The following is a 26751-nucleotide window of genomic DNA, read 5'->3' as shown; positions in this document are numbered from 1 at the left end:
GGGCCTATTTGGCGTTGTTGTTACTGAATTCGCTCCAGTTCTTCGCAGCGGAAGCGCCGGTGCCGACAATCGATGCCGATGGCACCAACTGGCTGATCAGGCGATTCCAGCGCGTCACGTTGGCAGGCCCGACATACACCACGTCCTGGGGACGTACTTGAAAGTGCGAAGCGAGGGCCATGGCCGTTGGCGACTCGGCTTCCAGCTGATAGATCTTCGCCGGCTCGACATCGAGATTCTCCACCCCGCGAATGACGTACACCGCATTGCCGTTGGAGGTGGTCTGACTCAAGCCGCCGACCGAACCAAGTACGTCGGACAGGTTCATCGTCGCAGTCTTGAAGCTCAGCGCACGGGGCTGATTGACTTCGCCCATGACGTAAATGCGCTTGTTGTCGTTGTACGGCAGATACAGCTGATCGCCCCCCTTGAGGTAGACGTTCTGCAACTCGGAATCGTGCTGATTGAGTGCGTCGAGATTGAGCGGATACACCCGACCATTGCGGGTCAGCAGCAGGCTCGACAAATCGGCATTGTTGGTATCGATGCCGGCGGAACCGAGGGCCTCGACCACGCTCAACGGGTTGGTGGAAATCGGCTGTGGACCGGCCTTGGCCACGGCGCCCGAGACCACCACTTTCTGACTGGCGAAACGCAGCACCGCAACATCCACTTGCGGCTCGGCGATGAACGCCGACAGTCGGGTTTCGATGTCCGCACGCAGTTGCTGGATGGTTTTGCCGGCCGCCTGCACTTCCTTGATGAACGGGTAGTACAGCGTGCCATCGGAGCGCACCAGACGCCCGTTGGCGTCGATCTGCTGTTGTGCCCCCGATGGCGCGGTCAGCTCCGGGTGATCCCACACCGTGATGTACAACACGTCGTTGCTGCCGATGCGGTATTCGGCAGGCGTTGCCAGCAGTTCCGCAGGCACCGATTCACGCTTTTGCGTGGCGCGCGTCATCGAGATCAGCTTGGGCGTGATCGGGATCAGTTCGACCCGACTGCTCTCGCTGGCGCCCTGGCGGGTGATGTCACTGGTGCTGAGGTATTGGCCAGGGGAAAACATGCAACCTTGCAAAGCGATACTTGCCAACATCAAGAGAGAAAAACTACGAGTCATAATGGCACTACGCTATTCAAGGGCAAATCTAAAAACAAAGTCACCCGACTTGCGTCGGGCGACCCTGTACTGCACTAACAAATATTCCTGTTAGTTGTGCGTGCCGGTGGTGCCGGTGGTACCGGTCGTACCGGTGGTACCGCCGTTGGCACTTCCGCCGCTGTTGGACGCCGCGACTGCGCTGGCAACCATTGCCGTACTGGCAGCAGGCGCTGTAGAAGCCGCGACACTGCCAGATACATTGGTTACCGCAGTAAGCGGTGCTTCAGCGGCGGATGCCCAGTTGCTCAACATCGTCAACAGGGCAATCGCCATCACTTTTTTCATATCAACTCCTTTCTAACAGTCGGCCTGTTAAAAACCGGCCGGTGTTAGAGGTGGTAGAGTTCAAGTCCGCGAAAAGTGCGAACAAGATCCGTCGCTCTTTCACAGTCTTACCCAACTGATAAAAGTCGAACGGCAGGTTTATATCTACGGACTTGCAAAAGGCATTTCCAGCGTATTTTCCCGACGATATCTAACACCTGACCGAAACTAACATTCAGTATTAGAACGACATCATTCGAGATAACCGCGAGGATGGTTCGATTGCCAGCGCCAGGTATCGGTGACCATGTCCTGCAAATTGCGCGTGGCTTTCCAGCCGAGTTCCTTTGCCGCTTTCGAGGCATCGGCCCAACTCTCGGCGATGTCACCGCTGCGACGCGGCATCACCCGGTATGGCACCGGCTGCCCGCTGGCCTGCTCGAAGGCGCGCAGCACTTGCATCACGCTGTAGCCGTCGCCGGTACCGAGGTTCCAGGTGTGAATGCCCGGGCGACCGGCAATCGACTGCAACGCCTTCAGGTGGCCATCCGCAAGGTCGACGACGTGGATGTAATCGCGCACGCCGGTGCCGTCGATCGTCGGGTAATCGTCGCCGAAGATCGACAACTCCTGCAGGCTGCCAACCGCCACCTGGCTGATGTAAGGCAGCAGGTTGTTGGGGATGCCGTTGGGGTCTTCGCCCATGTGCCCGCTGTCATGGGCGCCGATCGGGTTGAAGTAGCGCAGCAAGGCGATGCTCCAGCGCGGCTCGGCCTGACTCAGGTCGCGCAGCACGTTCTCGACGATCAGTTTGGACTGGCCATAAGGGTTGGTCGGAACGCCGGTGGGGAAATCCTCGCGGATCGGCATCTGCGCAGGCTCGCCATACACTGTGGCCGACGAGCTGAACACCAGGCGGAACACCCCTGCCGCGGCCATCGCCTGGCACAGCGTGACGCTGCCGCCGACGTTGTTCTCGTAGTACTCCAGCGGCTTGCGCACGCTCTCGCCCACGGCTTTCAGCCCGGCAAAATGCAGGACAGCTTCGATGTGGTGCTCGCGAAAAATCCGGTCCAGCAACGTCCGGTCACAGACATCGCCGCGGATCATCAACGCACGTTTGCCGCAAATGCCTTCCACCGCGTGCAGTGCCGCGTCGCTGCTGTTGCAAAGATTATCCAGTACAACAACTTCATAACCTGCTTCCAGCAGCGCAAGTGTGGTGTGCGAGCCGATATAGCCGGCGCCACCCGTTACCAGAATCTTCATAGCGCGGTCCGTCATTGGATAAGTGACTAGTAGCCTGTCAAGTCCCTTTTATTCATTCTGTGGCGCACCACACAAAGAAGGACGACAACAGCCTCAAACAAAATTAGTTCAACCACTGGCAATAAATATTTTTGCAGGTCAAACTGTATTGCCGGGTACTTATTAGCACCCCAAGTACACTCGTCACTATCAACAGATACCGACTAAAAATAACTAATAACGCTGTTACCGACATCTCATAACATTGTCATGTTTTACCGCGCTTGCTAATTGCCACTCAGCACCTGACTCAGGTATTAAAGCAGTCCTTCAATATTCATTGAAACTTGCACACCTTCGTTAGTGCGCGCACCCGTTGACGGTGTTCCATGACTGTTCAGGATATTTTTATGATTCGTAAATGTTTGTTCCCCGCCGCCGGTTACGGCACGCGTTTCTTGCCGGCCACCAAAGCCATGCCCAAGGAAATGCTGCCGATCGTCAACAAGCCGTTGATCGAATACGCCGTCGAAGAAGCACGGGACGCAGGCCTGCAGCACATGGCAATCGTCACCGGTCGGGGCAAGCGTGCGCTGGAAGACCACTTCGACATCAGCTACGAACTCGAACACCAGATCCGCGGCACCGAGAAAGAAAAATTCCTCGCCGGCACCCGCGAGCTGATCGACACCTGCACCTTCTCCTACACCCGTCAGGTGGAAATGAAAGGCCTGGGCCACGCGATTCTCAGCGGCCGCCCGCTGATCGGCGATGAACCCTTCGCTGTGGTACTGGCCGATGACCTGTGCCTGAACCTGGAAGGTGACGGCGTACTCACTCAAATGATCCAGCTGTACAAGAAATTCCGCTGCTCGATCGTCGCCATCCAGGAAGTCCCGGCCGATCAGACTCACAAATACGGAGTGATCGCCGGCGAACTGATTTCCGAAGGTATTTACCGGGTCAACCACATGGTGGAAAAACCGGCGCCGCAGGACGCTCCGTCAAACCTGGCGATCATCGGCCGCTACATCCTGACCCCGGACATCTTCGACCTGATCGCCGACACCCAACCCGGCAAGGGTGGCGAGATCCAGATCACCGACGCGCTGATGAAACAGGCGCAGAACGGTTGCGTGCTGGCCTACAAGTTCAAGGGCCTGCGCTTCGACTGCGGCGACGCCGAGGGTTACTTGCAGGCGACCAATTTCTGCTACGACAACGTTTACCTCAAGGGCCGCTGAGACGGTTCCCCGCCCACTTCTCTTTCAGGAGACCAGCATGAACATCGCACAACATTCAGCGGACATTGAACGGGAGGTGGGCAACCTCGGGGTGGTGAGCTGGTTGTCACGCCATCAGCCATTGCCCAGCGCCAACGAGTCGTGGCTGGGCAGCATTCTGCTGGTGGAGCGTATCGGCATGTTCCCCGCGTCCGGCGATATTCGTCGCACGCTGGCAGATCCCTATCCCCTGCTCGCCCATCTGAAGAAACGCTACGCCGGGCAGGCGCTGGAAATGGATGACCGTGATGGTCTGAAAGTGATCTTCAGCGACTGGCGATTCCGCGTGCGCCTGTGCTGCAACGAGCCGGCAATCATCATCAATGTCGAGACTCGTTGTGCCACGCAGCTGATGCCGCAGAAGCTCTCGGAGTTGCTGAGTCAAGTCGACGCTTTTCAGCAGGACACCTGATCGACCTCACGCAGAGCGTGGGGAACGATCATCGTGGTGACACGTCGCAACGATCCTTGGTGCCGGTGATCCAGCCATAGAAATAATCGGCAATCACCTTCCCGCCCGTGGCCGGCTGCGGATGAATCTTGTCCGGGCCGATCATCGCGGCGGCATACCGTTTGACGTCAGGCCCAAAGGCGCATTGCAGATTGGCGAAACCCAGATGCTGCTCATGCGCCCACGGCTGCAAGACCTGTGCGTACGCTGACATCGGATAGGCGCTGGAACGCGTGGTGTCCTGGCGCAGGATCAGGTTGATGCTCGCCGCCGGTTGAATCTCGCGGATCATTGCCACCAGCCCCTGAACGTTCTGCAGATACTGTTCGGGTTTGACCCCAAAGCCCTGATCGTTGCCGCCGAGCATGATCAGATAAATGTCGGCGGGGATCTTCGACACGGCGGCTTTCCACTGCACCTGCCATTGCGGATCCTGGTGATAGAAGTCCGCGGAAGCTGCGCCCGATGCAGCCAGTTTCGACACGCGTACGCCGTCGTGATCATTGCTCATCCACAGCCCAAACAAGGTCGGCGCGCCCTTCACCACTTCCAGTCTGAACGACCAGTCTGCCGCTGCCGCAAGACCGGCCAGCGGTACTTCCTGTACGCCTGAGCCATCAAGTTTCAGCGGCTGCCAGTCTTGCGATGGCGTCCAGCGATAGCGCAGCTCTGCGGACTCGCCAGTGCCCAGGTAGAGCAATTTCGCCTGAGTAACGGCGGTGTTGATCGCCGGTGTCGCACTGGCGTCGATCTCAAGCCAGGCACCGGGCTTGCCGGTCACCGTGCGACTGTCGGGGCTGGCCTGACCGAGTCCGGACACCTGCCAGCCACCGCCGAAGTACTTCTCACTGCTGCGGGTGTATTTGAAATGTGTGCCACCCAGCGCCGCACCGTGGTTGAAGCCGACATAACCGGGACCGGCAAATCCGACCTCCCCGGCCACGCGCTGCACCAGTTTGTTGAGGTAGAAATCCTGCCCGGCGCTGTAGCTGTCGCCGATCACCGAGACCGACAGCACCTTCCCCGCCCTGCCTTCGCGCCACTGCGCAAAGCGCTCGCGGGCATCGCCCACTTCGACTACCGACGCTGCAACGGGCTGAGCGTCATCCACTGCCAACATGCGTAATTTCCTTCAGTCTGGAATGGCCCCTTCGCGAGCAAGCCCGCTCCCACAGGGGTTGCGTGAATTGCCGAAAACCCTGCTCGCGATGGCGTTGGTTCAGACGCGGTCACTCTGACTGACAGACCGCTATCGCGAGCAGGCTCACTCCTACAGGTGTTGCGGGCGTCTGCTTAATCTGTGTCCAACCTGAACCCTGTGGGAGCGGGCTTGCTCGCGAAGCTTTTCAGCTATTGGCTGGCACCACCGGAGCAATGCTCGCCGCCGGTTTCTTCTTCGCCGCACGCTCACCCAGGAACAGTACCGACGTGACATTGAAGCGACTGAAAATCATCGACAACAGCACCGGCCCCAACAGGCCAGACAGCAGTCCGCTGAGCACCAGAATACTTTCGTCTTTCACGCCCAGTCGCCCCATGACAAACCGCGAAGTCGCCGCAAACAGCACATGGAACAGGAAGATCGCGTAAGAATACCCACCCAGCCAGGTCAGCCACTTCGAGCGCATGTCACTGGACAGCAAAGCGATGCAGGACACACAGCCCACGGTCAACCCGATCAGACTGCGACGATCGACAATCAACTCGCGATCAATCGCCGCGACATACAGCAGCGTCAACGAGATCAGCACAAACACCAGCGGCCCGATCACCTTGAACCGCTGCTTCAGCGCCTCGACATTTTCCTGCCCGATCATCCCCGCCACGAAAAACGGCAGCAGGTAAATCGCGCCATTGATGCCGAACGCATCGAGCTTGAACGGTGGCAACAGAAACACCGCCGCCGCAAATGCAAACAGCCCATACAAGCGCGTCATCGAGCGCAGCATCCCGCGCCATTCCAGCAGGCCGACGAACATGAAAATGATGAACACCGCCTGCAAGAACCAGAAGTGGTTGACCGGAACCCAGAACGACAACAACGCGTCGATCACCCCGACGTCCTTGTTCACGCCTGGCCCCACCGCCTGCAACACCGAGAACGGCACACCGACGCAAAACAGCGGCACGATCAGTCGTCGCACCTTGCCGTTGAAGAATGCGGAAAAGTCATTGCCGCGAATTTTGTAGATCGAATAGATGTAGCCGGAAATGAAGGTGAACAGCGGCATGCGCACGTACACCATGGAGTCGGCGATGACCCGGAACGGCGAGCCGATATCGATTTTCAGCCCCCCGCCCAACGGGCCGATGACGTGATAGAGCACCAGCAGCAGGCACGCCAGGCCACGCAGGGTTTCGATCTCCAGGGACTTTTTCTTGCTCGACATACAGCACCCGCCTCAATTCAGAACTCTTGATTCAACCCGTACCGGTTTGTTCGCGCGCAACATCAGGCCCAGCCCGACAAACAGCACCGGCACCACCATGGAAAAGTGCCGGGCGAAGGAGCCGAAGTCCGGTTCGAACAAACCCTGAACCAGCAGAAACGCCAGCGGAATCGCGATCAGTTCCTTGGGTTTGGTCTCGATCGGCGCGCCTTTGTAATCGGTGGAGGTGATGACTTTGAACAGCAGCAGAGCAGTCATGATCATCAGCGCGACGAAGATCACCTGCCCCGGTCCCGACAGCAGAATCAGCTCCACCGGGAACGACAACCTGAAGAAGATGATCATCGAATCCAGCGCCTGCGAGACGAAATCACTGCCGGTGAGCCACGACACAATCAGCGATTTGGAGCCCTCCTCGCCTGCGGTGCGCAACTCGTTGTTGCTCGCGCGAATCGACGACACCGGAAACCCCAGCGCCAACTGGATAGCCATGGCTACCGCCAGGTAAAACAGGAACAGCATCAGGAAGAAGGTGAAACGCGACACGTACTTTTTCATTACGCAGACGCCAAACCACGACAGCGAAAACAGAATCCAGTAAGGCCGGATCAGCACACCGTAAATCACCGCCGAGAGGAAAAAACCGCTGCGGTATTTACGCGTCAACGAGCTGAACAAAATGCTCAACACCGCCACCGACACAATGATTTCCTTGGTCAGGTTTTCCAGAAAGAACGACCGCACCACGCCCCACAGGCACAGGGTGCCGAAGATCGCCAGCGGCATGCGCCGGAACACCACCACCGGGATCGCCGTGAGGAAAAAATTGCAGAACATCCCGTAGGCCCAGGCGTTGGTCAGGTTGATCCCGGTGGGCCGCAGCAGGAACGCCGAACATTCGTAGGAAGAGCGGTCCGGCGAGAACGGGTTCCAAAAGTTGCAGTTGTCGGCGCGCGCGTAGGACGACCACAACGTCATCGCATCCGGGCCCGGGTCACGCGGGATCAGCAGCGGCATCGCCACCGACAGAAACAATCCGGTGAACAGAATCAGGAACGACAGCGAGGAATCGAGTCTGCGTCCGCGAAACTCGATGCACGGCAGCTTCAACCCCATGCCAGCGCCCCTTTTGCACGGGTCGCACGGGTCAATAGCGCAATTACGCCGAGCTGCACGACGATCGCGAAGACATTGCCCCACGCCGCGCCATAAATCGAATAGTGCTTGATCAGCCCATAGCTGACCGGCACCGACACCAGCAGGCAGATTGCCGCGCTGGCGAATGACACCCGACTGTTTTTCGAGGCGATCAGACCGCCCCAGACGATGTCGCCGATGGCCCGCAGGGCGAAGGAAAAAATCAGCACGCCGAGGATCGCGTTATCCGGACGCGGCACGCTGGTGGCGACATAATCGAGCACCACGTTGAAGAACAGATAAATCAGCACCGCCACTGCCGCCGACACCACCAGCGAGCGCATTACCCATTTGTTGACGAACAATTGCCGGACCGTGAACGCCTGTTGATCGGCCTGAAATCGCTTGGCCAGCACCGGAATGCCGACCACCGCCACCACCGCGTAAGACAGCGCCTGCAAGGTGTTCGCCGCCGACCACGCGTACACGTATTTACCGAGGCTGGCGTAGGGTTCGAGGTCGACGATCAGAAAGCGCTCGGCGTACTGACTCAAGGCGATCAACCCCGTACCGAAATAAAACGGCAACCCGGCTTTCCATACGGTCGCGGTCGTCAGCGCCACGCTGACCCGGCCTTTGTGCACATTCACCACGATCAGGTAACCGGCGATGATCACCAGCACGTTCGCCGCCACCCATAGCCACAGCACACTGGCGATGCCGGACACCCGATCGAGCATCATCCCGCCTACCGCCAGCAGCGCCCAGAGGCCGGTCTTGATGAAAAACAGCAGCGCGCCCGCCGTGGCTTTCTGCGCGGAAAACACGAACGAGTTGATTTCGAACGACAGGTGTTCAGTGAGCAGCACCAGCGTCACGCAGAGAATCAGCGCAGTGCTCGCCTCGACCTGCTGAAACAGCGAGTAGATCCCCACCGTCAGCAGCGACAGCAGCAGCCCAACTGCCAGGTACAGCAACAGGACTTTGTCGACCACCCGCCGCGAACTGCCGCCGACGCTGATCAACCGATTGATCTCGGAACTGAACCCGACGCTGTAAAACTTTGAGGCGATCAGCGAAGCCGCGACCACCACCCCATAAAAACCCAGCGCTTCATAGCCCAGGTAATGGGTGATGGCCAACACCAGCAGAAACTTCGCGCCTAACGCTCCACCGCGCAGCAGCAGGCGAAATATCATCGAACGATCCCTTTGATGATCTCGTCCATGGCCACGGTTTTTGCCTCGATTTCGCGGCAGGTGTCGGTCAGGCGCTTGCCGAAATTCGACAGTGCGTTGGGCGCGTAAACGGTGTCGATGATGGTGTCGACATTGATGTCGCCACCATTGATCACCCAATCCTCCACCCCCATGTCCTGATAGGCGCCGAAGCCCTTGCGCTCATAGCTGATGTGGTACGCCGGGACACCGGACAGCAGCGACTCGATGGCGCCGTGCAGGCGCACCGAGATCACCAGGTCGGGCTGATATTGGGCAATCGTGGCCTTCAGCGACAGCAGGTCTTCGGTGATACCCAACTCGCGATAGAACGCCCCGTCATCATTGCCGCGAACGGCGCTCTGTACTGCGCAGACCACTTTGCTTTTGTTCTTCAGGCGCTGCAGCAGCAGCTTCAGGTTGGCGACGTAGGCGACCTTCTTGTCCTTGCTCCACTCCGGCGGCTTGCGCAGGACCACGCAGACAGTGGCCGGCGATGCGGCGCAGCGGGTGAACTTGGGTTGCATAAGGATCTTGCTCGCCAGTGACTGCACCGCCAGGTCCGGCGCGCGGTAGACGTTTTCACAGGCATCGAACATCGCCGAGGAGCGGTTATCGCGCACGAACACCGCATTAGCACTGGCGTAGTGCTCGACGATCTTGCGGCTCTCGCCATGGAACGGGCCGATGCTTTGCGGCAGGTACACCGAGGGCACTTTGCTGAGGATCGCCGTTTCCAGTTGCTTGGCGTGGCCAAGCTTCAACTTGATGTGCTCGAAGGCGCTTTTGGAGCGCATGTAACCGCCACCCACACCGACGATCAGATCAGTCTTCTGCAACAGCTCCGCGAGGCCGGCATACGACTGATTGAGGAACACCGCCTGCTTGACTCGGCCCAGACCCTTGGCCGCCATCACCGGCGCGTCAAAACGCGGGTGCGGCAAATAGTCGAAAGACTGCGGATCGGACGCCACGACATTGATCGCGGTGTCTTCGCCAAAGTTGCGCTGCACCAGCGCAATGGCCAGATCGACGAGCAGGCCGTCACCGGAGTTGGAGGCACTGTAGCCATGCAAAATCGTTACGTTCATAAGCTGAGTTCTACTTAATAAGTGGGAGCGCAATACACGTCGTAGGTCTGGCGGATCATCAGCGCGGCGCTGAAGCGTTCGCGCACGATGTTGCGGCCTTCGCTGCCGAGGTCGAGCAACCGCGGCTTCTGGATTCTCGCCAATACATCGGCCAGCGCCTGGTGGTCACCGGTGGGGAAGACATAACCGGACACCTCATGGGTGACCAGTTCGGGCAACGATGTGCAATTGCTGGCGATCACCGGCAACCCCATGGCCATGCCTTCGAGCGGCACCATGGCGAATCCTTCCCAGCGACTCGGGACGATCAGCGCGTCGGCCTGTTGATACAGCGCGTGCACCTCGGCCGGCGTGACCCAGGGCAGGTACTCGACAGCGTCCATCTCGGGACACTCGACCGTGTCTTCGTTGACCGCACTGCCAACCACGGTCAGTTTCAGATCGCTGCGCCGCACCTTGGCGAAGGCCTTGAGCAACACATCGAAGCCTTTCTGGTAGTCGAGACGACCGACGAACAGCAGATGAATCGGCTCGGGGCTCTGAGCCTTCGGCGCCTCGTCACGCTGATGAATGCCGTTGTAGATCAGCTTCATGCGCTTGCGCTGAATGCCGAAACGCGCCGCCTTGTCCATTTCGTAGCGGCTGACGCAGATGATCACGTCGGTGACTCGCTGCAGGACCCGTTCGATCCACGCGTAGATCCTTTGCTTGGTCGGCGAGCTTTCCATCAGGAACGAAAACGCGTGCGGGCAGTAAACGATTTTCGGTTTGCGCCACGGCCGCAGAAGTACGCAGACCACCCGGCCGATCACCCCGGAAAAGGTGCTGTGCAAATGCACCACATCGGGTTTTTCCTTGAGCATCACCCGGGTCAACTGCCAGGCAAAACGCAGCAGTGAACGCACATCGCGACCGCTGCGTTCGAACGTGCGAATCTGTCGTTCGTCGATGCCGTGCAGCTCTTTTTTCTGGTCAAGCGGCACCAGATAGACCAGCTCGTAGTTCGACTCCTGATCCTCGGGGGAAGCCGAGATGGTACGAATAACGGTGGCGACCCCACCTTTTATCGTTTCAGCCACGTGCAGTATTTTTTTCACGACCCACCCACTTTCATGCCTGTTGGAACGCCCCTGAAAATCAGGATTTGTCCGACGCGTATTCGTAGTTGTAATAACCGTAGTTGCCGTTGCCGTAGTAGCTGGCCGCGCGCTTCTCGACGCCGTTGAACACCGCGCCCTTGAGCTCGATGCCGTTCTGGGCGAAGCGCCGAATGGTCATTTCAATTTCTTTGGCCGGGTTCACCGCAAAACGGGTGACAATCAGGCTGATCCCTGCTTCGCGCCCGACAATCGCTGCGTCGGTCACCGCCAGCAGCGGCGGCGTATCGATGATCACCACGTCGTAGCGCTCACTGAGTTCGGTCAGCAGGTCGCGGAAGTTGGCGTGCATCAACAGCTCCGAAGGATTGGGTGGAACCTGCCCACGGCTGATGAAGTGCAGGTTGTCGATTTCCACGGTGTTGATGGCCTGCTCGATGCTGCAACGCTTGACCAACAGGTCCGACAGGCCATTGGCGATCGGCACGTTCAGCGACTTGTGCAGGTGGCCCTTGCGCATGTCGGCGTCGATCAGCAACACGCGTTGACCGCTTTGCGCCATGACCGCGGCGAGGTTGGACGAGACGAACGTCTTGCCGACCTGCGGGCTGGGACCGGAGATCATGATCCGGTTGTTGGTCGAATCCAGCGCGGCAAAATGCAGGCAGGTGCGCAGGCTGCGAATCGACTCGATGGACAGGTCGGTCGGATTGCGCAGGGCCAGCAGATAGGCCGGCGTTTCAGCCGTGCTTTTGACCCGCACTTTTTTACTGTCCTCTTCGCGCTGCAATGCGCTGTAGGGAATCGAGGCGTACACCGGCAGCCCGAGCTGCTCAATGGCTTCCGGTCCTTCCAGGCCTTTGCTCAGGGATTTGCGCAGCAGCACCAGCGCTACGCCGACAAAAGCGCCGAGGAACGTCGCGATCAACACAATCAGGGCTTTTTTCGGTTTGACCGGGCTGGTCAGGTCGACATCTGCCGGGTCGATCAAACGCACGTTGCCCACCGCACCAGCGCGGACGATGTCCAGTTCCTGCGACTTGTTCAGCAACTGCGTGTAGATCTGCGAAGCCACTTCCACATCGCGGGTCAGGTTGAGCAGCTCCTGTTGCGTGGCTGGCAGATCCCCGACCTTGCCTTCCAGCGACTTCTGCTGCTGGGTCAACTCACCGATCTGTGACATCAGGGCGCGATACGCCGGATGCTGTTTGGTGAACTTGCGATCCATCTCGGCCTGCTGCATTTTCAGCTCGGAAATCCGCGTTTCGAGCGCAACGGACTGACCGAGCACCGACTGGGTTTCCAGGGAGATGTTCACGGTCTTGCCGTGGGTCTGGTAGGCGTTAAGCGCATCGCTGGCCTTGGCCAGATCGCGCTTGACCTGCGGCAACTGGCTTTGCAGGAACGCCAGGCTCTGCGCTGCTTCTGCCGAAGTGCGACGCACGTTTTGATCGACGTACAGCGCAGCGATCTTGTTGAGGATCTTCACCGCCTCGGGGGCATCGGCGCTGGCCAGTGCCAGACGGATAATCCCAGACTCTTTACCTTGCTCGGAAATATCCAGCGCATCCTGGTAAGCCTGAATGGTCACGATTCGCGGATTGCGCACCACTTCAAAACGCGTGCCCGGGTTGGCCGACAATTGCGCGACCTGCCCCTCTACGCCGTCCTGCGCGAAGGTTTCACCCGCGACGCCCTCGACCAGCACGTTGCCGTTGTCATCGAGCAACTGGAAGCGCTGCTGTTCTCCCGCCACCAGTGTCAGTTTCTTGCCCAACAGTTCTTTGGGCAGATTGAGCCGGGCGAACTCCAGACGCTCGCCCCCCCAGGCGTAACTGTTAAAGCCAAAACGCGGCGGCGCCACGCTGAACTCGGTTTCGCCGCGATAGCGCCTGGCGAGAAAACCGCCGATGACCGGAAAGGTGTTGGGGGTGACGTCGATATCCAGGCGCAGGTCATCGACAGTTTTGCCGATTACCGCGCGGGACTTGATGATGCCGATTTCGGTCACCGACGGCGATTGGCCGCCGAGCATGCTGCTGAGGTCGGAAAACCCGAGCATGTCGTTCTTTTTCGGTTCGACCTGCACCAGCGCGTTCGCCAGGTACACCGGCGTCGCCAATACCGCATAGGCAACACCCGCGGCCATGAAGGCACCGGTGAATGCACCAATCAGCCATTTCTGGTCGATCAAACTGCCAAATATGCCGAGAAGATCAATACTGTCCTGATCGTTATCACGGTTGGCGATTACTGACGGTAACTGCATAAGTCTGTTCTTACCATTCACTGATCTGAAGAATATTCATCAATGTCCGAGGCGCTGCGCCCACGAGCTAACAGCATCTTCAATCAATGCATGGGCATGAATAAAGGCGGCCTTACCTTGACGATAGGGATCCTGTATTTCGCGTTCGCTCTGCCACTTGCCAAGAAGGAACACTTTGCCTCTGGCGTGCGAGGCAATCTTCAGTACCTGATTCATATGTTGTTTTTCCATGACCAGAATCAGGTCCGATTGATTGACGATATCGGCGGTCAATTGCCGGGCGGTGAAGCCCTCGGCGCTATGCCCGTGATCTTCCAGGACCTGGCGCGCCGAAGCTTCCATGCCTTCGCCAACCCGGGCCGCGAGGCCTGCGGAGGTCACCGAGATCGTTGAGGGGGTCAGCGCGTTACGCAGCAGAAGTTCTGCTGTCGGACTTCGGCAAATATTGCCAACGCACACGACAAGGATATTTCTGAACAAGGTTTACTTTCCTGTGTAATATCATTCTGCCAACATCTAGTGCGGATCTTAATGAACCCACTAGATCATCCTGCACTCAGAAATAGATTCGCCCTGTTAGTACCAGCGTATTAAGTACCACAGCGCCAAAAGTCGCCCAAACGGAATTACCGGACTAAAAATAACTGTGATTTTCAGTTCTTGATTTCCTGACAAAAAATAACATTTACGCACTTAGTGACACTGTTAGTTTCGAATGAGGTATCACGAGATACCTATTCGCCGTTGTCACTTCTCACCCGGAGAGCCGACATGAAGTCAGCACATCTCAAACGATTGAGCCTTTTGACCTTGCTGCTGCTCAGTACAGCCAGCCAAGTCAACGCCAGCGAGCTGTTCCCGGCATTGCCCACCCATAAAACCATTGGCGTGCAGGTCAAGGTCCAGAACTTCTCTGCCGCAGACGCCCAACTGATCAAGACCACCGGCTTCAGTTTCGTGCGCTTTGGCGTTTGGACCGACAGCCTGAACACCCAGGCCTATCAACAGCAGGTCAGCGACGCCTTCGCCGTGGCACGAGCCGCTGGCCTGCCGGTATTGATGACCCTGCGCACGACTCAGCCATTAAATACCAGTGATCTGGCAGCCGCAGGCGTCGCGTACGCCAACGCGTTGGCCAGCCTGGCGACAACCTACGGCTCGCAACTGGTTGCCATTGAACTGTGGAATGAGCCGGATCTCGACGCCTACTGGCCGACTGGCAATTTCGACACGACCTTCGTGCCATTCATGAGCGCAGCGTGCAAGACACTGCAAGACAAGCCCCAGGCCACGCCGGTGATCGGCTTCGGTTTCGCCCGGCCGCCGACTGCCGGCTCGGCGTCCACGGTGGCCCTCAACCGAATCGTCAGCCAGTACCCTAAATGCCTCAACGCGATTTCCTATCATCCCTATGGCATGACGGGCACGCAGATCAGTAACGCCCAGGCGTTTATCCAGCAAAACTTCCATCTGCCGGGGGTGATCAGCGAATGGGGCATCTCGGCGCTCAGCTCCAACGGTGGGACAGAAGGTCAGGCCAGTAAAATCAGTGCGTTTGTCGCCGATATCAAAACCCGCAACATTGCGCTGACCTCCATCTATGAATGGAAAAACAGCGACACCGGCAGCAACGACCGCGAGAAGAATTTCGGCCTGCTGACCTCCGACGGCCAGCCGAAACCGGCGGAAACCGCCGTCAGAACCCAACTGAGTCAGCAATAAGCCCCTCCATGTGCTCAAGGGGCGCTGACCGTCAGATGCGTTGAACCTGCGGCCGATTTTGGCATCGTATTCATCGATACCGCGCCCCACCTTTCAAACAGCCGTTCTCAGGTTGTTGCCACCGGGGAACCCGATACGCCTTGATGCCCTTGAGTGGCTGTCAGCGCTCGGGTAATGTCGTCAAACCCACAGGACAGAGCACACCCATGACTTCCAAGCTGGAACAACTCAAACAGATGACCACCGTGGTTGCCGACACCGGCGACTTCGAAGCGATTGCCCGGGTCAAGCCGGTCGACGCCACTACCAACCCTTCCCTGCTGCTCAAAGCAGCGGCCATTCCGGCTTATGCCGAACTGCTGAACGCTTGCGTCAGCGACTGCAAGGGCGATGTGGGCCTGGCCAGCGACCGCTTTGGCGTCGCCGTGGGCCAGGAAATCCTCAAAGTGATCCCGGGCCGTATTTCCACCGAAGTGGATGCGCGCCTGTCGTTCGACCAGGACGCCGTGCTCAAGCGTGCGCATCGCCTGATCGAGCTGTACGACAAGGCCGGCATCGGCCGTGACCGCGTGCTGATCAAGATCGCTTCGACCTGGGAAGGCATCCGCGCTGCCGAGATTCTCGAAAAAGAAGGCATCCAGACCAACCTGACCCTGCTGTTCTCCTTTGCCCAGGCCGCTGCCTGCGCCGACGCCGGGGTGTTCCTGATCTCGCCGTTCGTGGGCCGCATCTACGACTGGTACAAAAAGGCCAACGGCAACGACTACACCGGCGCCGATGATCCGGGCGTGCAGTCGGTCACCCGCATCTACAACTACTACAAGGCCAATGACTACAAGACCGTGGTCATGGGCGCCAGCTTCCGCAATCTGAACCAGATCGAGCAGTTGGCCGGTTGCGACCGCCTGACCATCAGCCCGGACCTGATCGACAAGCTGGCGGCAGACACCGGCAAACTGGAGCGCAAACTCGCCCCGGGCCATGCTGGCGAAGCCCGCCTGAGCCTGAACGAAGCGCAGTTCCGCTGGCTGTCCAACGAAGACGCGATGGCCACCGAGAAACTGGCCGAGGGTATTCGTCAGTTTGCCCGTGACCAGGAGAAGCTTGAGGCGCTGCTGCAGGCCAAGCTGTGATCTGAGCCACTGGAATGCAAAAAGGGCGAACCTTCACGGGTTCGCCCTTTTTTTCGCTCGCGCTAGAACACGCATCGTCCGAACTCTCGCCTTCGCGAGCAAGCCCGCTCTCACAGAGGGAATGCATTTCAAATGTGGGAGCGGGCTTGCTCGCGAAGGGGCCGCCCAGACAACATCACCTCACCAGATCAATGCCGCTCGAGCGCATTCACCAGATCGTGGAAGGCTTCGCGATTGGAATCGTTCAGCCCCATGAGGATCTTGTGCGCTTCCAGCACCTTGATCCGCACCACTTCTTCGGACTGGTCCTGATCCGGCAGGTCGTCCAGACACTCGGGGCACGGCACCGGGTGGTTGACGATGTTGAACACCTGCTCGAAGCCCATCGACTGCAGCAGACGCGTGATGTCTTCGTGGGTGGTGACGACGGTCGGCAGCAGGCCGACCTTTTGCCGCGACAGGATCGACAGCTTGGCCAACAGGCCCAGGGTGGTGCTGTCGATGCTGCGGGTTTCGGTCAAATCGATCACGATCGCGTTGAAATTCAACGCGGTGAAGATTTTCTCAATAGTCGCATCCAACGCCGAACACAGGGTCAGGCGAACTTCACCGACGAACTTCAGGACGAAGGTGCCGTCCTGCTCGGCGAACTGGATTCTACCGGTACTCATTGAAGGTTCCTGCTCAACACCAACAGGGCGATATCATCCGGCATCTCCCCTAGCGTGGCCAATCCAAACACTTGCCGCAGACCATCCAGGCTGCCGCCCGCCGACTTCACCCGTTGAGGCAAAGCAGCTTCTTTTTCTTTGAGCGTAGGTTCTGGCAATAGATCCAGAATGCCGTCGGACATCAGCGTCAGGCTGAAGGTCGCAGGCAGCTCAAGCACGTGATCTTCGTAGGTGGCCTCATTGAACAGGCCCACCGGCAAACCACGGCCTTCGAGGTAACGAACACTGTCAGGCGTGTACAACACAGGCAACGGCAGATGGCCGCCGATGCTATAGGTCAACAAACCGGTCTCCTCGTCGATGACTCCACCGACCATTGTGACGTGTTTGCCCAGCTTACAACTGATCAGCCCCCGGTTGATATGACCAAGAACTTCCGAAGGCTTGAATTCCGGCAACGTACCGTTGCGTTTGGACTCGAACAGCAGACGCGTGGTCATGAACTTCAGCAGCACGGTGACGAACGCCGAAGAGGCGCCATGGCCTGACACGTCGGCCAGATAAAACGCGACCCGACGCTCGTCGACCCGGAAATAGTCGACAAAATCACCCGACAGGTACAGCGACGGGATGATCTGGTGGGCAAACTGGAACTCGTCGATGCGCCACGGACTTTCCGGCAGCATGTTCATCTGCACCTGGCGACCGGCGTTCTGGTCTTCCTGGAGCAGGTTCAGGCTGGCTTCGAGTTCGCGGTTGGCCTTCTCCAGCTTCTCGCGGTAGCGCTGGTTCTCCAGCAGCAGGCGCGCACGATCCAGCGCCCGACGCACAGAGTGCTCGAGCACGGCCAGGTCTTCGAGAGGCTTGATCAGGTAGTCCGCCGCACCCAGGCGCAGCGCCTCGACCGCGTCGTTCATCACGCCGGCACCCGAAACGACGATCATCGGCGTTTGCGGTGACCGCTCGGTGACCTGACGGATGAGTTCGAGACCGCCCATCTGCGGCATGCGCAGATCGCAGATGACCAAGTCGGGCTTGTCTTGCTCGAATACCTGAAGACCCTGTTGGCCGTTGCTGGCCTGCAGGACGCTGAAACCACTGTCTTCCAAATAGGCCGCGAGGCTCGCGCGCACTACTTCGTCATCATCGATTATCAGCAGCGTGGCACTGGTTTTTGGCATGTGGGCAAACGGCGCCAGAATTAGGTTGGCGTAGCAGGCGGGGCATTGGCCCGGCTCAGACTACTGGATTCGCTTTCTAGCCTCTCTGCTGCACCGCTTTCGAGCATTGGCCCGGAACGCGATTGCACCAGAGGTGCCCTTCTAAGGCGCAGACGGTACTCCCATCCGCGGGGCGTTTCAAGCATGCGCCGATGGTCGCTTGACGACTTTACTTGTCAAATCACCGAGAGTTATAAGAACAGCTCAAACCGTAACCCAATGGAAGGACAAAGCCGTGAGTCAAACCGGTCGAGACTACAGCGAAAAGCGCGATTTCATCCGCATGCGGGTCGATGCCGATGTCGTGTTGATTCATGAAGGGGACGAGGTGTCGGGCGTGTGCATCGACCTCTCCAGCAGTGGCATGCAGGTTGAAGCGCCGCGCCAGTTCGCGGTTGGCGACCGCTTGAGCGTGCGCATCGATTCCGATCACGCAGCACTCAGCGGGCTGGAAGCGGAGACCGAGGTGGTCTGGGTCAAGGCCCAGGAAGGCGACAGCCAGAAGCTTGGCCTGACCATTCTGAAGATGAAATAAGCGCACACAAAAAAGGCGGCCCCAAGGGCCGCCTTCTCTTTATCGGTCGAGATTAAAAATCGTCTTCGACCTGACCATCCTTGACCTTGAATTCGCGGTTCTGCAGGTACGCATTGCGGATGAAGGTGTACTTGTCGCCGCTGATCAGCTTCTCGCTCGACAGCAGGCTGGCGCGGGTGTCGACGATGTTCAGGCCGAACGTCGAGTTACGCACCGGGATGTCGTTGATGTAGCGGTACGGGGCAGTGTAGCTGTCGACATACTTCGAAGGCGCATCACGCAGGGTGCTTGGACCGAGCAACGGCAGCATCACGTACGGACCGCTGCTGACGCCCCAGTAGCCGAGGGTCTGGCCGAAATCTTCGTCGCTGCGATGCAGGCCCATTTTGGTGCCGACGTCGAAGAAGCCCAGCAGGCCGAAGGTGGTGTTGAAAATGATTCGTGCGGTATCGACGCCGGCCGCTGCAGGTTTGGCCTGCAGAATGTTGTTCGCCAGGTTGGTGACATCACCGACGTTGCGGAACATGTTGTGAATGCCGTCTTCGAGGAACTGCGGCGTCACGTATTCGTAGCCCTGCGCAATCGGCTTGAGTGCGTAGGTGTCGACGAAGTCGTTGAACTGGAAGATCGGGCGGTTGACGCTTTCCCAAGGGTCTTCTTCCGTTGCGGCGTTGGCGGCAAACGGAACCAGCAAGACGCTGGCACATACACATAGCTGAGCGAGAGGGTTGCTCCAGCGCATAGAAAAGCTCCTTGGATTTTTACTGGCGCGGGCACCGTCGGCCCAAGCATCAAGACCGCTAGTATAAGCGCAAAAGCTATTTTAGGCAGTCCACCCGTGAGCAGTAATGCAGGACGTTTCCTGAAGCCCCTTTCATACGCTTGTCATCCAACTGTCACCGACGCCCCCTAGCCTCATGACTATTTCAGGGACGTTTTCATGACACACGCTGAAGCCTTGCCTGTCGCCGCACCCGGCCTGACCGCCGTGCTGTTCGGACTCAGCGGATGTCTGGTGGATTTCGGTGCCCGTGCCCATCAACACGCCAGCGCGCTGCCCGAGCACGCCGACGCCACACCCGGCGCCCTCGACAGCCTGCTCAGTTTGCAGCGCCAGCAGATTCCCTGTGCGTGGATCGACGAGTTGCCCCCTGCCCTCGCGCAACCGCTGTCGGCCCTGCTGCCGGCGTGGATCAAACCGACGCAATATTCAGCAACAATCAATCCATGGCCGGCGCCGAACGCCTGTTGGCAAGCATTGATGGGGCTGAACGTGGGTCGTCTGGATGGCTGCGTGCTGGTCAGCGGCGAGCCGCGATTGCTGCAATCGGGCCTCAACGCCGGGTTGTGGACCATTGGCCTGGCGTCCTGCGGCTCGCTGTGCGGCCTGTCGCCGAGCGAGTGGCAAGCCCTGAGCCAGAAGGAACGCGAACAGCGCCGCGCCAAGGCGACCCTGCAGTTGTTTGGTCTGGGCGTGCATTCGGTGATCGATCATCTGGGCGAACTCGATACCTGTCTGGCCGACATCAGCCTGCGCCGCCTCAAAGGCGAAAAGCCCTGATCGGGATCATGCAGGTTGGTGCAGAGTGGATTAATCTAAAGGTCAGCCATAGACCTTTGGCGCGCGGCTGCGGTCAATGCCAGTGCCTCTTGATAAAAGGAACCACACCATGCCCGCCCAAGAACTGCAAAAACAACTCGACACCCTGCGCGAGCAATTGGAGCAGAATCCGCCGCTGTCCGAAACCGAGCGTGAAGATCTGCATGCGCTGATGGCGCAGATCGAATCGGAAATCAAACTGGAGAGCGCCACGCAGGACGCCAGCATCGCCGACGGCGTAAACTTGGCGGTCGACCGCTTCGAACTCGAACACCCGGCCATCGCCGGCACCCTGCGCAACATCGTCAATGCGCTGGGCAGCATGGGGATCTGATCGCCCTGCGCTGAAATGCAAAAAGCCCTGCCATCACTGGCAGGGCTTTTTCATTTCTACGATTTGCAACACCGCCCCCTGTGGGAGCGAGCCTGCTCGCGAAGACGTCGTGTCAGTCGACATCATCGTTGAATGACAGACCGCATTCGCGAGCAGGCTCGCTCCCACATTGGAGCGTCCACACTCGGGTATTTTATTGACGCACCAGACGGTGGTTCGGCAGCTGCACGGATTCAGTGCTGCGATACGGGTTGATGTCCAGGCCGCCACGACGCACATACCGTGCAAATACCGTGAGCTTCTGCGGCTTCAGCAAGCGCTGCAGATCGAGGAAAATCCGCTCCACACATTGTTCATGGAAATCCGAATGCTGGCGGAAGCTGACGATGTACTCCAGCAGGCTGGCGTGATCCAGCGCCGCGCCGCGATATTCCACCACCACGCTGCCCCAGTCCGGCTGACTGGTCACCGGGCAGTTGGATTTGAGCAAATGGCTGTGCACGCTCTCTTCGACAATCTTCGAATCATCGCAACGCAGCAGTTCCGGACGCGGATGCTCATAGTTGCTGACGCTGATGTCCAGATCATCGATACACACGCCCGGCAATGCCACGACGCCTTCGGCTTCGACATCCTTCAGGCTGCGCACCCGCACGCCCACCGGCTTGCCGGCCGCGGCAGACAGGTCCTTGACCAGCGTCGCTTCCAGGCTGGCGATGTCGGCAAACGGCGTCTGGTTCAGCGAGTTCAGGTACAGCTTGAACGACTTCGATTCGATGATGTTTGGCGAATCGGCCGGAATACTGAATTCACCAATCGCTACCACCGGTTTACCCGACGGCAGCAGCCACGACAGTTCGAAGCAGTTCCAGAAATCCACGCCTTGGTACGGCAGGGTTTCGGCGCTCAGGCCCAGTTCGGCCCACTTCGCGGTGCGCGGGATCGGGAACAACAGGGACGGCGTGTACGTGGCGATGTATTCGCTGGATTTGCCCAGCGGCGAATGTTCGGCTGCGGGATGCATGGCGGAAACCTGACTGAAGAATCAGCGGATTCTACCAGCCTTTGCTCACGCCTTTGAGTGCTTACTGACTGACAGTCAGTTTGCCGACCATGCCTGCCTGATAATGCCCGGGAATATTGCAGGCAAACTCAAGGCTGGTGGCCTTGCTGAAGGTCCAGGTCAGTTCGGCGGTCTTGCCCGGCTCGACCAGCACGCTGTTCGGGTCGTCGTGCTTCATGCCATGCCCCATGGCCGAGTGATCCATGCCCGTCATGTCGTGGGACATTTCTTTCATCGCGGTAGGCGTGAGCATGCCGCTTTGCTGCATCTGCAGCATTTCCTGCTGGTGTTGAGCATGCATCGCCGCATCACCGAGGTTGAATTCATGCAACAACTGGCCTTTATTCACCAACACAAAGCGAACGGTCTCACCGGCCTTGACTTGAATCGCCTTCGGGTCGAACGACATGTCGTTCAGCACCACCTCAATGCTACGGGTGGCCCTGGCCGCCGGTGCCGGTTGACCGAAGTCATAAGTGTGCGCGGGCGCCGCCCAGACAGGTGAACTCAGCGCCAGCAAACAGGCGGCGACGGCCAGAGGGTTGCGCAAAAACATAGTCATACTCCAACAAGATAAGGTTCAGCCTGTGGGAAACTCTAGCCCGCCTGCGCTGGCAGCTACCTGACAGGCAGATTACAACTTTGTCAGGTTGGCGCCCGTCGCCCTCTCTCACGGTATAAAGCTTTCGTTTGCAAAACACCGTATCACCGCGAAAACCCGAGCCGCCCATGAAACTGCTGATCATCGAAGACCAACCGAAAACCGGCCACTACCTGCGCCAGGGCCTGACCGAGGCCGGGTTCAACACAGAACTGGTGGCCGACGGCAACAGTGGCCAGCAACTGGCCCTGAGCGGTGATTATGCGCTGCTGATCCTCGACGTGATGCTGCCCGGACGCAGTGGCTGGCAAATCCTGCAAGCGGTGCGCAACGCCGGTCTCGACACGCCGGTGCTGTTTCTGACCGCCAGGGATGCCGTGGAAGACCGGGTCCATGGCCTCGAACTCGGCGCCGACGACTACCTGGTCAAACCGTTCGCCTTCTCCGAACTGCTGGCCCGGGTGCGCAGCCTGTTGCGTCGGGGCAGCGTCACGCCACAGGAAACCAGCCTGCAACTGGCCGATCTGCGCCTGGACCTGATTCGCCGTCGCGTCGAACGCAGTGGCCAGCGCATCGACCTGACCGCCAAGGAGTTCGCCTTGCTGGAAATGCTCCTGCGCCGTCAGGGTGAAGTGCTGCCAAAATCACTGATTGCCTCGCAAGTCTGGGACATGAACTTCGACAGTGACACCAACGTGATCGAAGTGGCGATCCGCCGTTTACGCCTGAAGATCGACGATGATTTCCCCGACAAACTGATCCACACCGTACGCGGCATGGGCTACGTGCTTGAAGAGCGTCCTGCCTGATGCGTCGCCTGTCCTTGAGTTCGCGTCTGGCCTTGCTGTTCGCCGCCTGCACCGCCGTGGTCTCGTTGTTTGCGGGGGTGCTGTTCAGCCGCGCCAGCGAAGCGCACTTCGTTGAGCTCGACCAGCAACTGCTGGACGGCAAGCTGATCGGCCTGCGCCGGGCCTTGCAGGATGTGCAACCCGGTCAACGCGAGGCACGGCTGGCGGATGAATTGAGCCGCCAGGCCGATCTGGCACTGCGCATTACTGGCAGTGACGGCCAGCGCTGGTACGACAGTTCGACGCAGATCCCCACGGCGCTGCCGAAACAGTCCGGCCTGGCGACCGTGAGTCAGGAAGGCACCGATTATCGGGTGCTCAACGCCCCGCTCTACCCGGACAAGACCGACTCGCCACAATTGACGCTATTGCTGGACATCACCCACCACCAGCATTTCCTGCAGCGCATGCAGCATCTGATCTGGCTGACCGTCGGACTGTCGGCGCTGGCCACCGCGCTGCTCGGCGCCTGGGCAGCGCGTAGCGGTTTGCGTCCACTAAGACGCATGAGCGCCGTCGCCCGTGGGATTTCCGCACAATCGCTGAATGCCCGACTGCCGGAAGCGCGAATGCCGCCAGAGCTTGCGGAAATGGCCCACAGCTTCAACGCCATGCTCGGACGCCTCGACGACTCGTTTCAGCGACTGTCGGCATTCTCGGCCGACATCGCCCATGAACTGCGCACGCCGCTGTCGAACCTGCTGACTCATACCCAGGTCACCCTCACCCGCCCGCGCCCGCTCGAAGATTACCGCGAAGCGCTGCACAGCAACCTCGAAGAGTTGCAGTGGATGGCGCAACTGGTCAACGACATGCTGTACCTGGCCAAGGCAGACCACGGCTTGCTGATGCCCAAACGTGAAGCGCTGGAACTGGCGGATGAGAGCGATGTGCTGCTGGAGTTTTTCGCGCCATTGGCCGAGGACGCCGGCGTGACGCTCAGTCGCGAAGGTCACGCACGTATAGAGGGTGATCGCAGCATGCTGCGTCGGGCCTTGTCGAATCTGCTGGATAACGCGCTGCGCTTTACCCCGGCGGCGGGCAGCGTGCGGCTGTCCATCGTCGATCAACCGGATGCCGTGCAGGTGTTGGTCGAGAACAGTGGCAAAGGGATTTCAGCCGAACTGTTGCCGCGGTTGTTTGACCGGTTTTATCGGGCGGATCCTGCGCGGCAGGAAGGCAGCAGCGAGCATGCGGGGTTGGGCTTGGCGATTACGCAATCGATCGTCCGGGCCCATGGTGGGCGGATTCGTTGCGAATCAGAGGCGGGATGGACGCGGTTTGTGATCGAGTTGCCCAAGGGGGATTGAGGCCAGCAGTTCCGGCCTCTTCGCGAGCAAGCCCGCTCCCACAGTGGATTGAGCTGAATTACAGATCCATTGTGGGAGCGGGCTTGCTCGCGAAAACGGTGTATCCGCTTACGAATATCTCAGCGCGTGAGCCGGCTCGATCTTCGCCGCCCGCAACGCCGGGTACACCGTTGCCAGGAAGCTCAGAATAAAGCCCGCCGAGCAGATCAACAGCACATCCCCACCCTGCAACTCCGAAGGCAGGTTACTGACGAAATACACGTCGGAACTGAAGATGTGCTGCCCGGTGACGCGCTCGACCCAGCCGACCATCTCACTGACGTTCAGCGCGGCGATCACGCCGAGCACGCCGCCGATGATGGTACCGACAATGCCGATCACCGTGCCCTGCACCATGAAGATCGCCATGATCTGCCGTGGCGTGGCACCGATGGTGCGCAGAATCGCGATGTCCGCGCCCTTGTCGTTCACCACCATGATCAGCGTGGCGATGATGTTGAACGCCGCCACCGCGACGATCATCAGCAACAGCAAGCCGATCATGGTTTTTTCCATTTTCATCGCACTGAACAGGCTGCCCTGGGTGTGGGTCCAGTCGTCAGCCTTGAACTCGGCACCCAGGCCTGCGGCGATGTCGGAAGAAACCTTCGGCGCGGCGTACAAATCCTTGACCGCCAGACGCACGCTCTGCACCTGATTCGGCTCCCAGTGCTGCATGGTTGCCGCGTCGGCCACGTGGATCAGACCCATGGAGCCGTCCAGTTCGGCACCGACCTTGAACACACCAACCACGTTGAGGCGCTGCATGCGCGGGGTGATGCCACCCGGCGCGGTGCTGACTTCCGGTACGATCAGGGTGATCTTGTCGCCGACATTGAGGCGGAAGCGGCGCGCGGTGATTTCACCGATCACCACGCCGAATTCGCCCGGCTTCAAGTCATCGAGACGGCCCTGCACGATGTGCTGGGCGACGATCGATACCTTGCCTTCCTGGGCCGGGTCGACGCCACTGATCTGGATCGGCTGCATCAAGCCCTTGTAAGACAGCATGCCTTCCATTTCGGTGAACGGCACGGCGGCGGTCACTTCAGGATTCTTCAGCGCGGCGGCGGCTACCGGCTGCCAGTCATCAATCGGCTTTACGCCGACGATGGTCGCGTGCGGCACCATGCCAAGGATGCGCGAGCTCATTTCGCGCTGGAAGCCGTTCATCACCGACAGCACCACGATCATCGCCAGCACGCCGAGGGCGAGACCGATCATCGAGGTCATCGAGATGAACGAAACAAAGCGATTGCGGCGCTTGGCGCGGGTATAGCGCGTGCCGATAAAGATCGATAACGGTCTGAACATTCGCTGGGGCACCGTATAAAAATAAAAGACCCGATGCCTTCACAGGCAGCGGGTTTCGGTCGGTCAGATGGGCGTCAGGCAGCCTTCCTGCAATTGCAGGACGCGGTCCATCTGGCGGGCCAGGTTCATGTCGTGAGTCACCACCAGGAACGCGGTGCGCATCGAGGTGCTGAGTTCCAGCATCAGATCCTGAATGCCTTCGGCGGTGTGCGAGTCTAGGTTGCCGGTCGGCTCGTCGAGCATCACCAGGCCTGGATTGTTCACCAGTGCCCGGGCAATGGCCACACGTTGGCGCTCGCCACCGGACAGTTCCGCCGGTTTGTGTTCCAGGCGATGGCCCAGCCCTACTCGCTCGAGCAACGCCATGGCACGCTGACGCGCTTCAGGGATCGCGGTCTTGCCGATCAACAGCGGCATGCAGACGTTTTCCAGCGCGGTGAACTCCGGCAGCAAGTGGTGGAACTGGTACACGAACCCGAGGGCACGGTTACGCAGCAGGCCACGCTTCTTCTCGCTCAGCGCCGACAGTTCTTCGCCGTCGAGCCAGACGCTGCCCTCGGTCGGCGTGTCGAGACCGCCCAGCAGGTTGAGCAAAGTACTTTTGCCCGAACCGGATTTGCCGACGATCGCGACACGCTCGCCCGGATGCAACTCCAGTTGCAGACCGGCCAACACTTGCACCGACTCCGGGCCTTCCTCGTAGGATTTGCCCAGGTTGCGGCAGCTCAAGATTGCTTTATCACTCATGC

General features: G+C 59.3%; 27 protein-coding genes. 9 read left to right on the top strand and 18 right to left on the bottom strand.

What is annotated here, in order from left to right:
* Positions 1–4 precede the first annotated feature (4 nt).
* The 3 genes from U862_RS0114755 to galE all read right to left on the bottom strand — a co-directional run bounded on the left by U862_RS0114755 (position 5) and on the right by galE (position 2698).
* Entirely contained in the window at positions 5–1069 is a 1065-nt protein-coding gene (locus U862_RS0114755) for a polysaccharide biosynthesis/export family protein (protein WP_049828012.1), read from the bottom strand.
* A gap of 144 nt (positions 1070–1213) precedes the next feature.
* Entirely contained in the window at positions 1214–1450 is a 237-nt protein-coding gene (locus U862_RS0114750; RefSeq protein WP_003226528.1) for a hypothetical protein, read from the bottom strand.
* A 231-nt stretch (positions 1451–1681) separates the two neighbouring features.
* On the bottom strand, positions 1682–2698 hold the full coding sequence (gene galE / locus U862_RS0114745; RefSeq protein ID WP_025111093.1) for a UDP-glucose 4-epimerase GalE: 1017 nt from the start codon (positions 2696–2698) through the stop codon (positions 1682–1684).
* 389 nt (positions 2699–3087) lie between these two features.
* Between galE and galU the strand changes: the two genes are divergently transcribed.
* Together galU and U862_RS0114735 are read left to right on the top strand one after the other, a co-directional pair.
* On the top strand, positions 3088–3921 hold the full coding sequence (gene galU / locus U862_RS0114740) for a UTP--glucose-1-phosphate uridylyltransferase GalU (RefSeq protein WP_025111092.1): 834 nt from the start codon (positions 3088–3090) through the stop codon (positions 3919–3921).
* A gap of 37 nt (positions 3922–3958) precedes the next feature.
* A complete protein-coding gene (locus U862_RS0114735; RefSeq protein ID WP_025111091.1) occupies positions 3959–4372 on the top strand; it encodes a mannose-1-phosphate guanylyltransferase in 414 nt (137 codons plus the stop codon).
* A gap of 28 nt (positions 4373–4400) precedes the next feature.
* Here U862_RS0114735 and U862_RS0114730 read toward each other — a convergent pair whose 3' ends face one another.
* From U862_RS0114730 to U862_RS29635, 8 genes are all read right to left on the bottom strand, one after another.
* Positions 4401–5531: a GDSL-type esterase/lipase family protein gene (locus U862_RS0114730; protein ID WP_025111090.1), complete on the bottom strand. Its 1131-nt coding sequence runs from the start codon at positions 5529–5531 to the stop codon at positions 4401–4403.
* Between the two features lie 226 nt (positions 5532–5757).
* Positions 5758–6801, bottom strand: coding sequence for an acyltransferase family protein (locus tag U862_RS0114725; protein ID WP_025111089.1), 1044 nt, complete (start codon positions 6799–6801; stop codon positions 5758–5760).
* Positions 6802–6813: 12 nt separating this feature from the next.
* Positions 6814–7917: a hypothetical protein gene (locus U862_RS0114720; protein ID WP_025111088.1), complete on the bottom strand. Its 1104-nt coding sequence runs from the start codon at positions 7915–7917 to the stop codon at positions 6814–6816.
* Positions 7908–9137 (bottom strand): phosphoribosylaminoimidazole carboxylase, encoded by a 1230-nt coding sequence (locus U862_RS0114715; RefSeq protein ID WP_025111087.1) that lies wholly within the window; start codon positions 9135–9137, stop codon positions 7908–7910. The genes U862_RS0114720 and U862_RS0114715 overlap by 10 nt, the downstream gene beginning before the upstream one ends.
* Positions 9134–10246, bottom strand: coding sequence for a polysaccharide pyruvyl transferase family protein (locus U862_RS0114710; protein WP_025111086.1), 1113 nt, complete (start codon positions 10244–10246; stop codon positions 9134–9136). Before U862_RS0114710 ends, U862_RS0114715 begins: the two co-directional genes overlap by 4 nt.
* Positions 10247–10260: 14 nt before the next feature.
* Positions 10261–11343, bottom strand: a complete 1083-nt coding sequence (locus U862_RS0114705; protein WP_025111085.1) for a glycosyltransferase family 4 protein — start codon at positions 11341–11343, stop codon at positions 10261–10263.
* A gap of 40 nt (positions 11344–11383) precedes the next feature.
* Positions 11384–13612 carry a polysaccharide biosynthesis tyrosine autokinase gene (locus U862_RS0114700; protein ID WP_025111084.1) on the bottom strand — a complete coding sequence of 743 codons (2229 nt, stop codon included), beginning with the start codon at positions 13610–13612 and terminating at the stop codon, positions 11384–11386.
* A gap of 39 nt (positions 13613–13651) precedes the next feature.
* Positions 13652–14092: a low molecular weight protein-tyrosine-phosphatase gene (locus U862_RS29635; RefSeq protein ID WP_081794885.1), complete on the bottom strand. Its 441-nt coding sequence runs from the start codon at positions 14090–14092 to the stop codon at positions 13652–13654.
* Positions 14093–14383: 291 nt separating this feature from the next.
* Here U862_RS29635 and U862_RS0114690 point away from each other — a divergent pair, with 291 nt between their 5' ends.
* Positions 14384–15334 carry a glycosyl hydrolase family 5 gene (locus U862_RS0114690; RefSeq protein WP_025111082.1) on the top strand — a complete coding sequence of 317 codons (951 nt, stop codon included), beginning with the start codon at positions 14384–14386 and terminating at the stop codon, positions 15332–15334.
* Positions 15335–15540: 206 nt separating this feature from the next.
* Positions 15541–16467, top strand: coding sequence for a transaldolase (gene tal, locus U862_RS0114685; RefSeq protein WP_025111081.1), 927 nt, complete (start codon positions 15541–15543; stop codon positions 16465–16467).
* A 188-nt stretch (positions 16468–16655) separates the two neighbouring features.
* Here tal and rssC read toward each other — a convergent pair whose 3' ends face one another.
* Both rssC and rssB read right to left on the bottom strand, forming a co-directional pair.
* The gene (gene rssC, locus U862_RS0114680) at positions 16656–17138 is read right to left on the bottom strand and encodes an anti-sigma factor antagonist RssC (RefSeq protein WP_003226553.1); all 483 of its coding nucleotides are present in this window, start codon (positions 17136–17138) and stop codon (positions 16656–16658) included.
* Complete coding sequence (rssB, locus tag U862_RS0114675) at positions 17135–18319, bottom strand: two-component system response regulator RssB (RefSeq protein WP_025111080.1); 1185 nt, start codon at positions 18317–18319, stop codon at positions 17135–17137. The genes rssC and rssB overlap by 4 nt, the downstream gene beginning before the upstream one ends.
* A 274-nt stretch (positions 18320–18593) precedes the next feature.
* Here rssB and U862_RS0114670 point away from each other — a divergent pair, with 274 nt between their 5' ends.
* Positions 18594–18893, top strand: coding sequence for a PilZ domain-containing protein (locus tag U862_RS0114670; RefSeq protein WP_025111079.1), 300 nt, complete (start codon positions 18594–18596; stop codon positions 18891–18893).
* A gap of 52 nt (positions 18894–18945) precedes the next feature.
* Here U862_RS0114670 and U862_RS0114665 read toward each other — a convergent pair whose 3' ends face one another.
* Positions 18946–19635, bottom strand: a complete 690-nt coding sequence (locus U862_RS0114665) for a VacJ family lipoprotein (RefSeq protein ID WP_025111078.1) — start codon at positions 19633–19635, stop codon at positions 18946–18948.
* Between the two features lie 198 nt (positions 19636–19833).
* On the opposite strand from U862_RS0114665, the gene U862_RS0114660 reads away from it, so the two are divergent.
* Complete coding sequence (locus U862_RS0114660; RefSeq protein WP_025111077.1) at positions 19834–20454, top strand: hypothetical protein; 621 nt, start codon at positions 19834–19836, stop codon at positions 20452–20454.
* Between the two features lie 109 nt (positions 20455–20563).
* Positions 20564–20827 carry a DUF4404 family protein gene (locus tag U862_RS0114655; RefSeq protein WP_025111076.1) on the top strand — a complete coding sequence of 88 codons (264 nt, stop codon included), beginning with the start codon at positions 20564–20566 and terminating at the stop codon, positions 20825–20827.
* 193 nt (positions 20828–21020) lie between these two features.
* On the opposite strand, the gene queF is transcribed toward U862_RS0114655, so the two are convergent.
* Positions 21021–21851: an NADPH-dependent 7-cyano-7-deazaguanine reductase QueF gene (queF, locus tag U862_RS0114650; RefSeq protein WP_025111075.1), complete on the bottom strand. Its 831-nt coding sequence runs from the start codon at positions 21849–21851 to the stop codon at positions 21021–21023.
* A 61-nt stretch (positions 21852–21912) separates the two neighbouring features.
* Positions 21913–22446, bottom strand: coding sequence for a plastocyanin/azurin family copper-binding protein (locus U862_RS0114645; RefSeq protein ID WP_025111074.1), 534 nt, complete (start codon positions 22444–22446; stop codon positions 21913–21915).
* Positions 22447–22619: 173 nt separating this feature from the next.
* On the opposite strand from U862_RS0114645, the gene U862_RS0114640 reads away from it, so the two are divergent.
* Positions 22620–23300 carry a heavy metal response regulator transcription factor gene (locus U862_RS0114640; RefSeq protein WP_025111073.1) on the top strand — a complete coding sequence of 227 codons (681 nt, stop codon included), beginning with the start codon at positions 22620–22622 and terminating at the stop codon, positions 23298–23300.
* Positions 23300–24649 carry a heavy metal sensor histidine kinase gene (locus U862_RS0114635; RefSeq protein ID WP_025111072.1) on the top strand — a complete coding sequence of 450 codons (1350 nt, stop codon included), beginning with the start codon at positions 23300–23302 and terminating at the stop codon, positions 24647–24649. The genes U862_RS0114640 and U862_RS0114635 overlap by 1 nt, the downstream gene beginning before the upstream one ends.
* 108 nt (positions 24650–24757) lie before the next feature.
* Here U862_RS0114635 and U862_RS0114630 read toward each other — a convergent pair whose 3' ends face one another.
* Together U862_RS0114630 and lolD are read right to left on the bottom strand one after the other, a co-directional pair.
* Positions 24758–26002: a lipoprotein-releasing ABC transporter permease subunit gene (locus tag U862_RS0114630; RefSeq protein ID WP_025111071.1), complete on the bottom strand. Its 1245-nt coding sequence runs from the start codon at positions 26000–26002 to the stop codon at positions 24758–24760.
* A gap of 63 nt (positions 26003–26065) precedes the next feature.
* Positions 26066–26749 (bottom strand): lipoprotein-releasing ABC transporter ATP-binding protein LolD, encoded by a 684-nt coding sequence (gene lolD / locus U862_RS0114625; protein ID WP_177327342.1) that lies wholly within the window; start codon positions 26747–26749, stop codon positions 26066–26068.
* Positions 26750–26751 lie beyond the last annotated feature (2 nt).

It is taken from the genome of Pseudomonas sp. H1h (assembly GCF_000633255.1).
GTDB lineage: Bacteria > Pseudomonadota > Gammaproteobacteria > Pseudomonadales > Pseudomonadaceae > Aquipseudomonas.
Note: the sequence above shows the minus strand (reverse complement) of the source record. Positions and strands in the feature narration are given on the sequence as shown.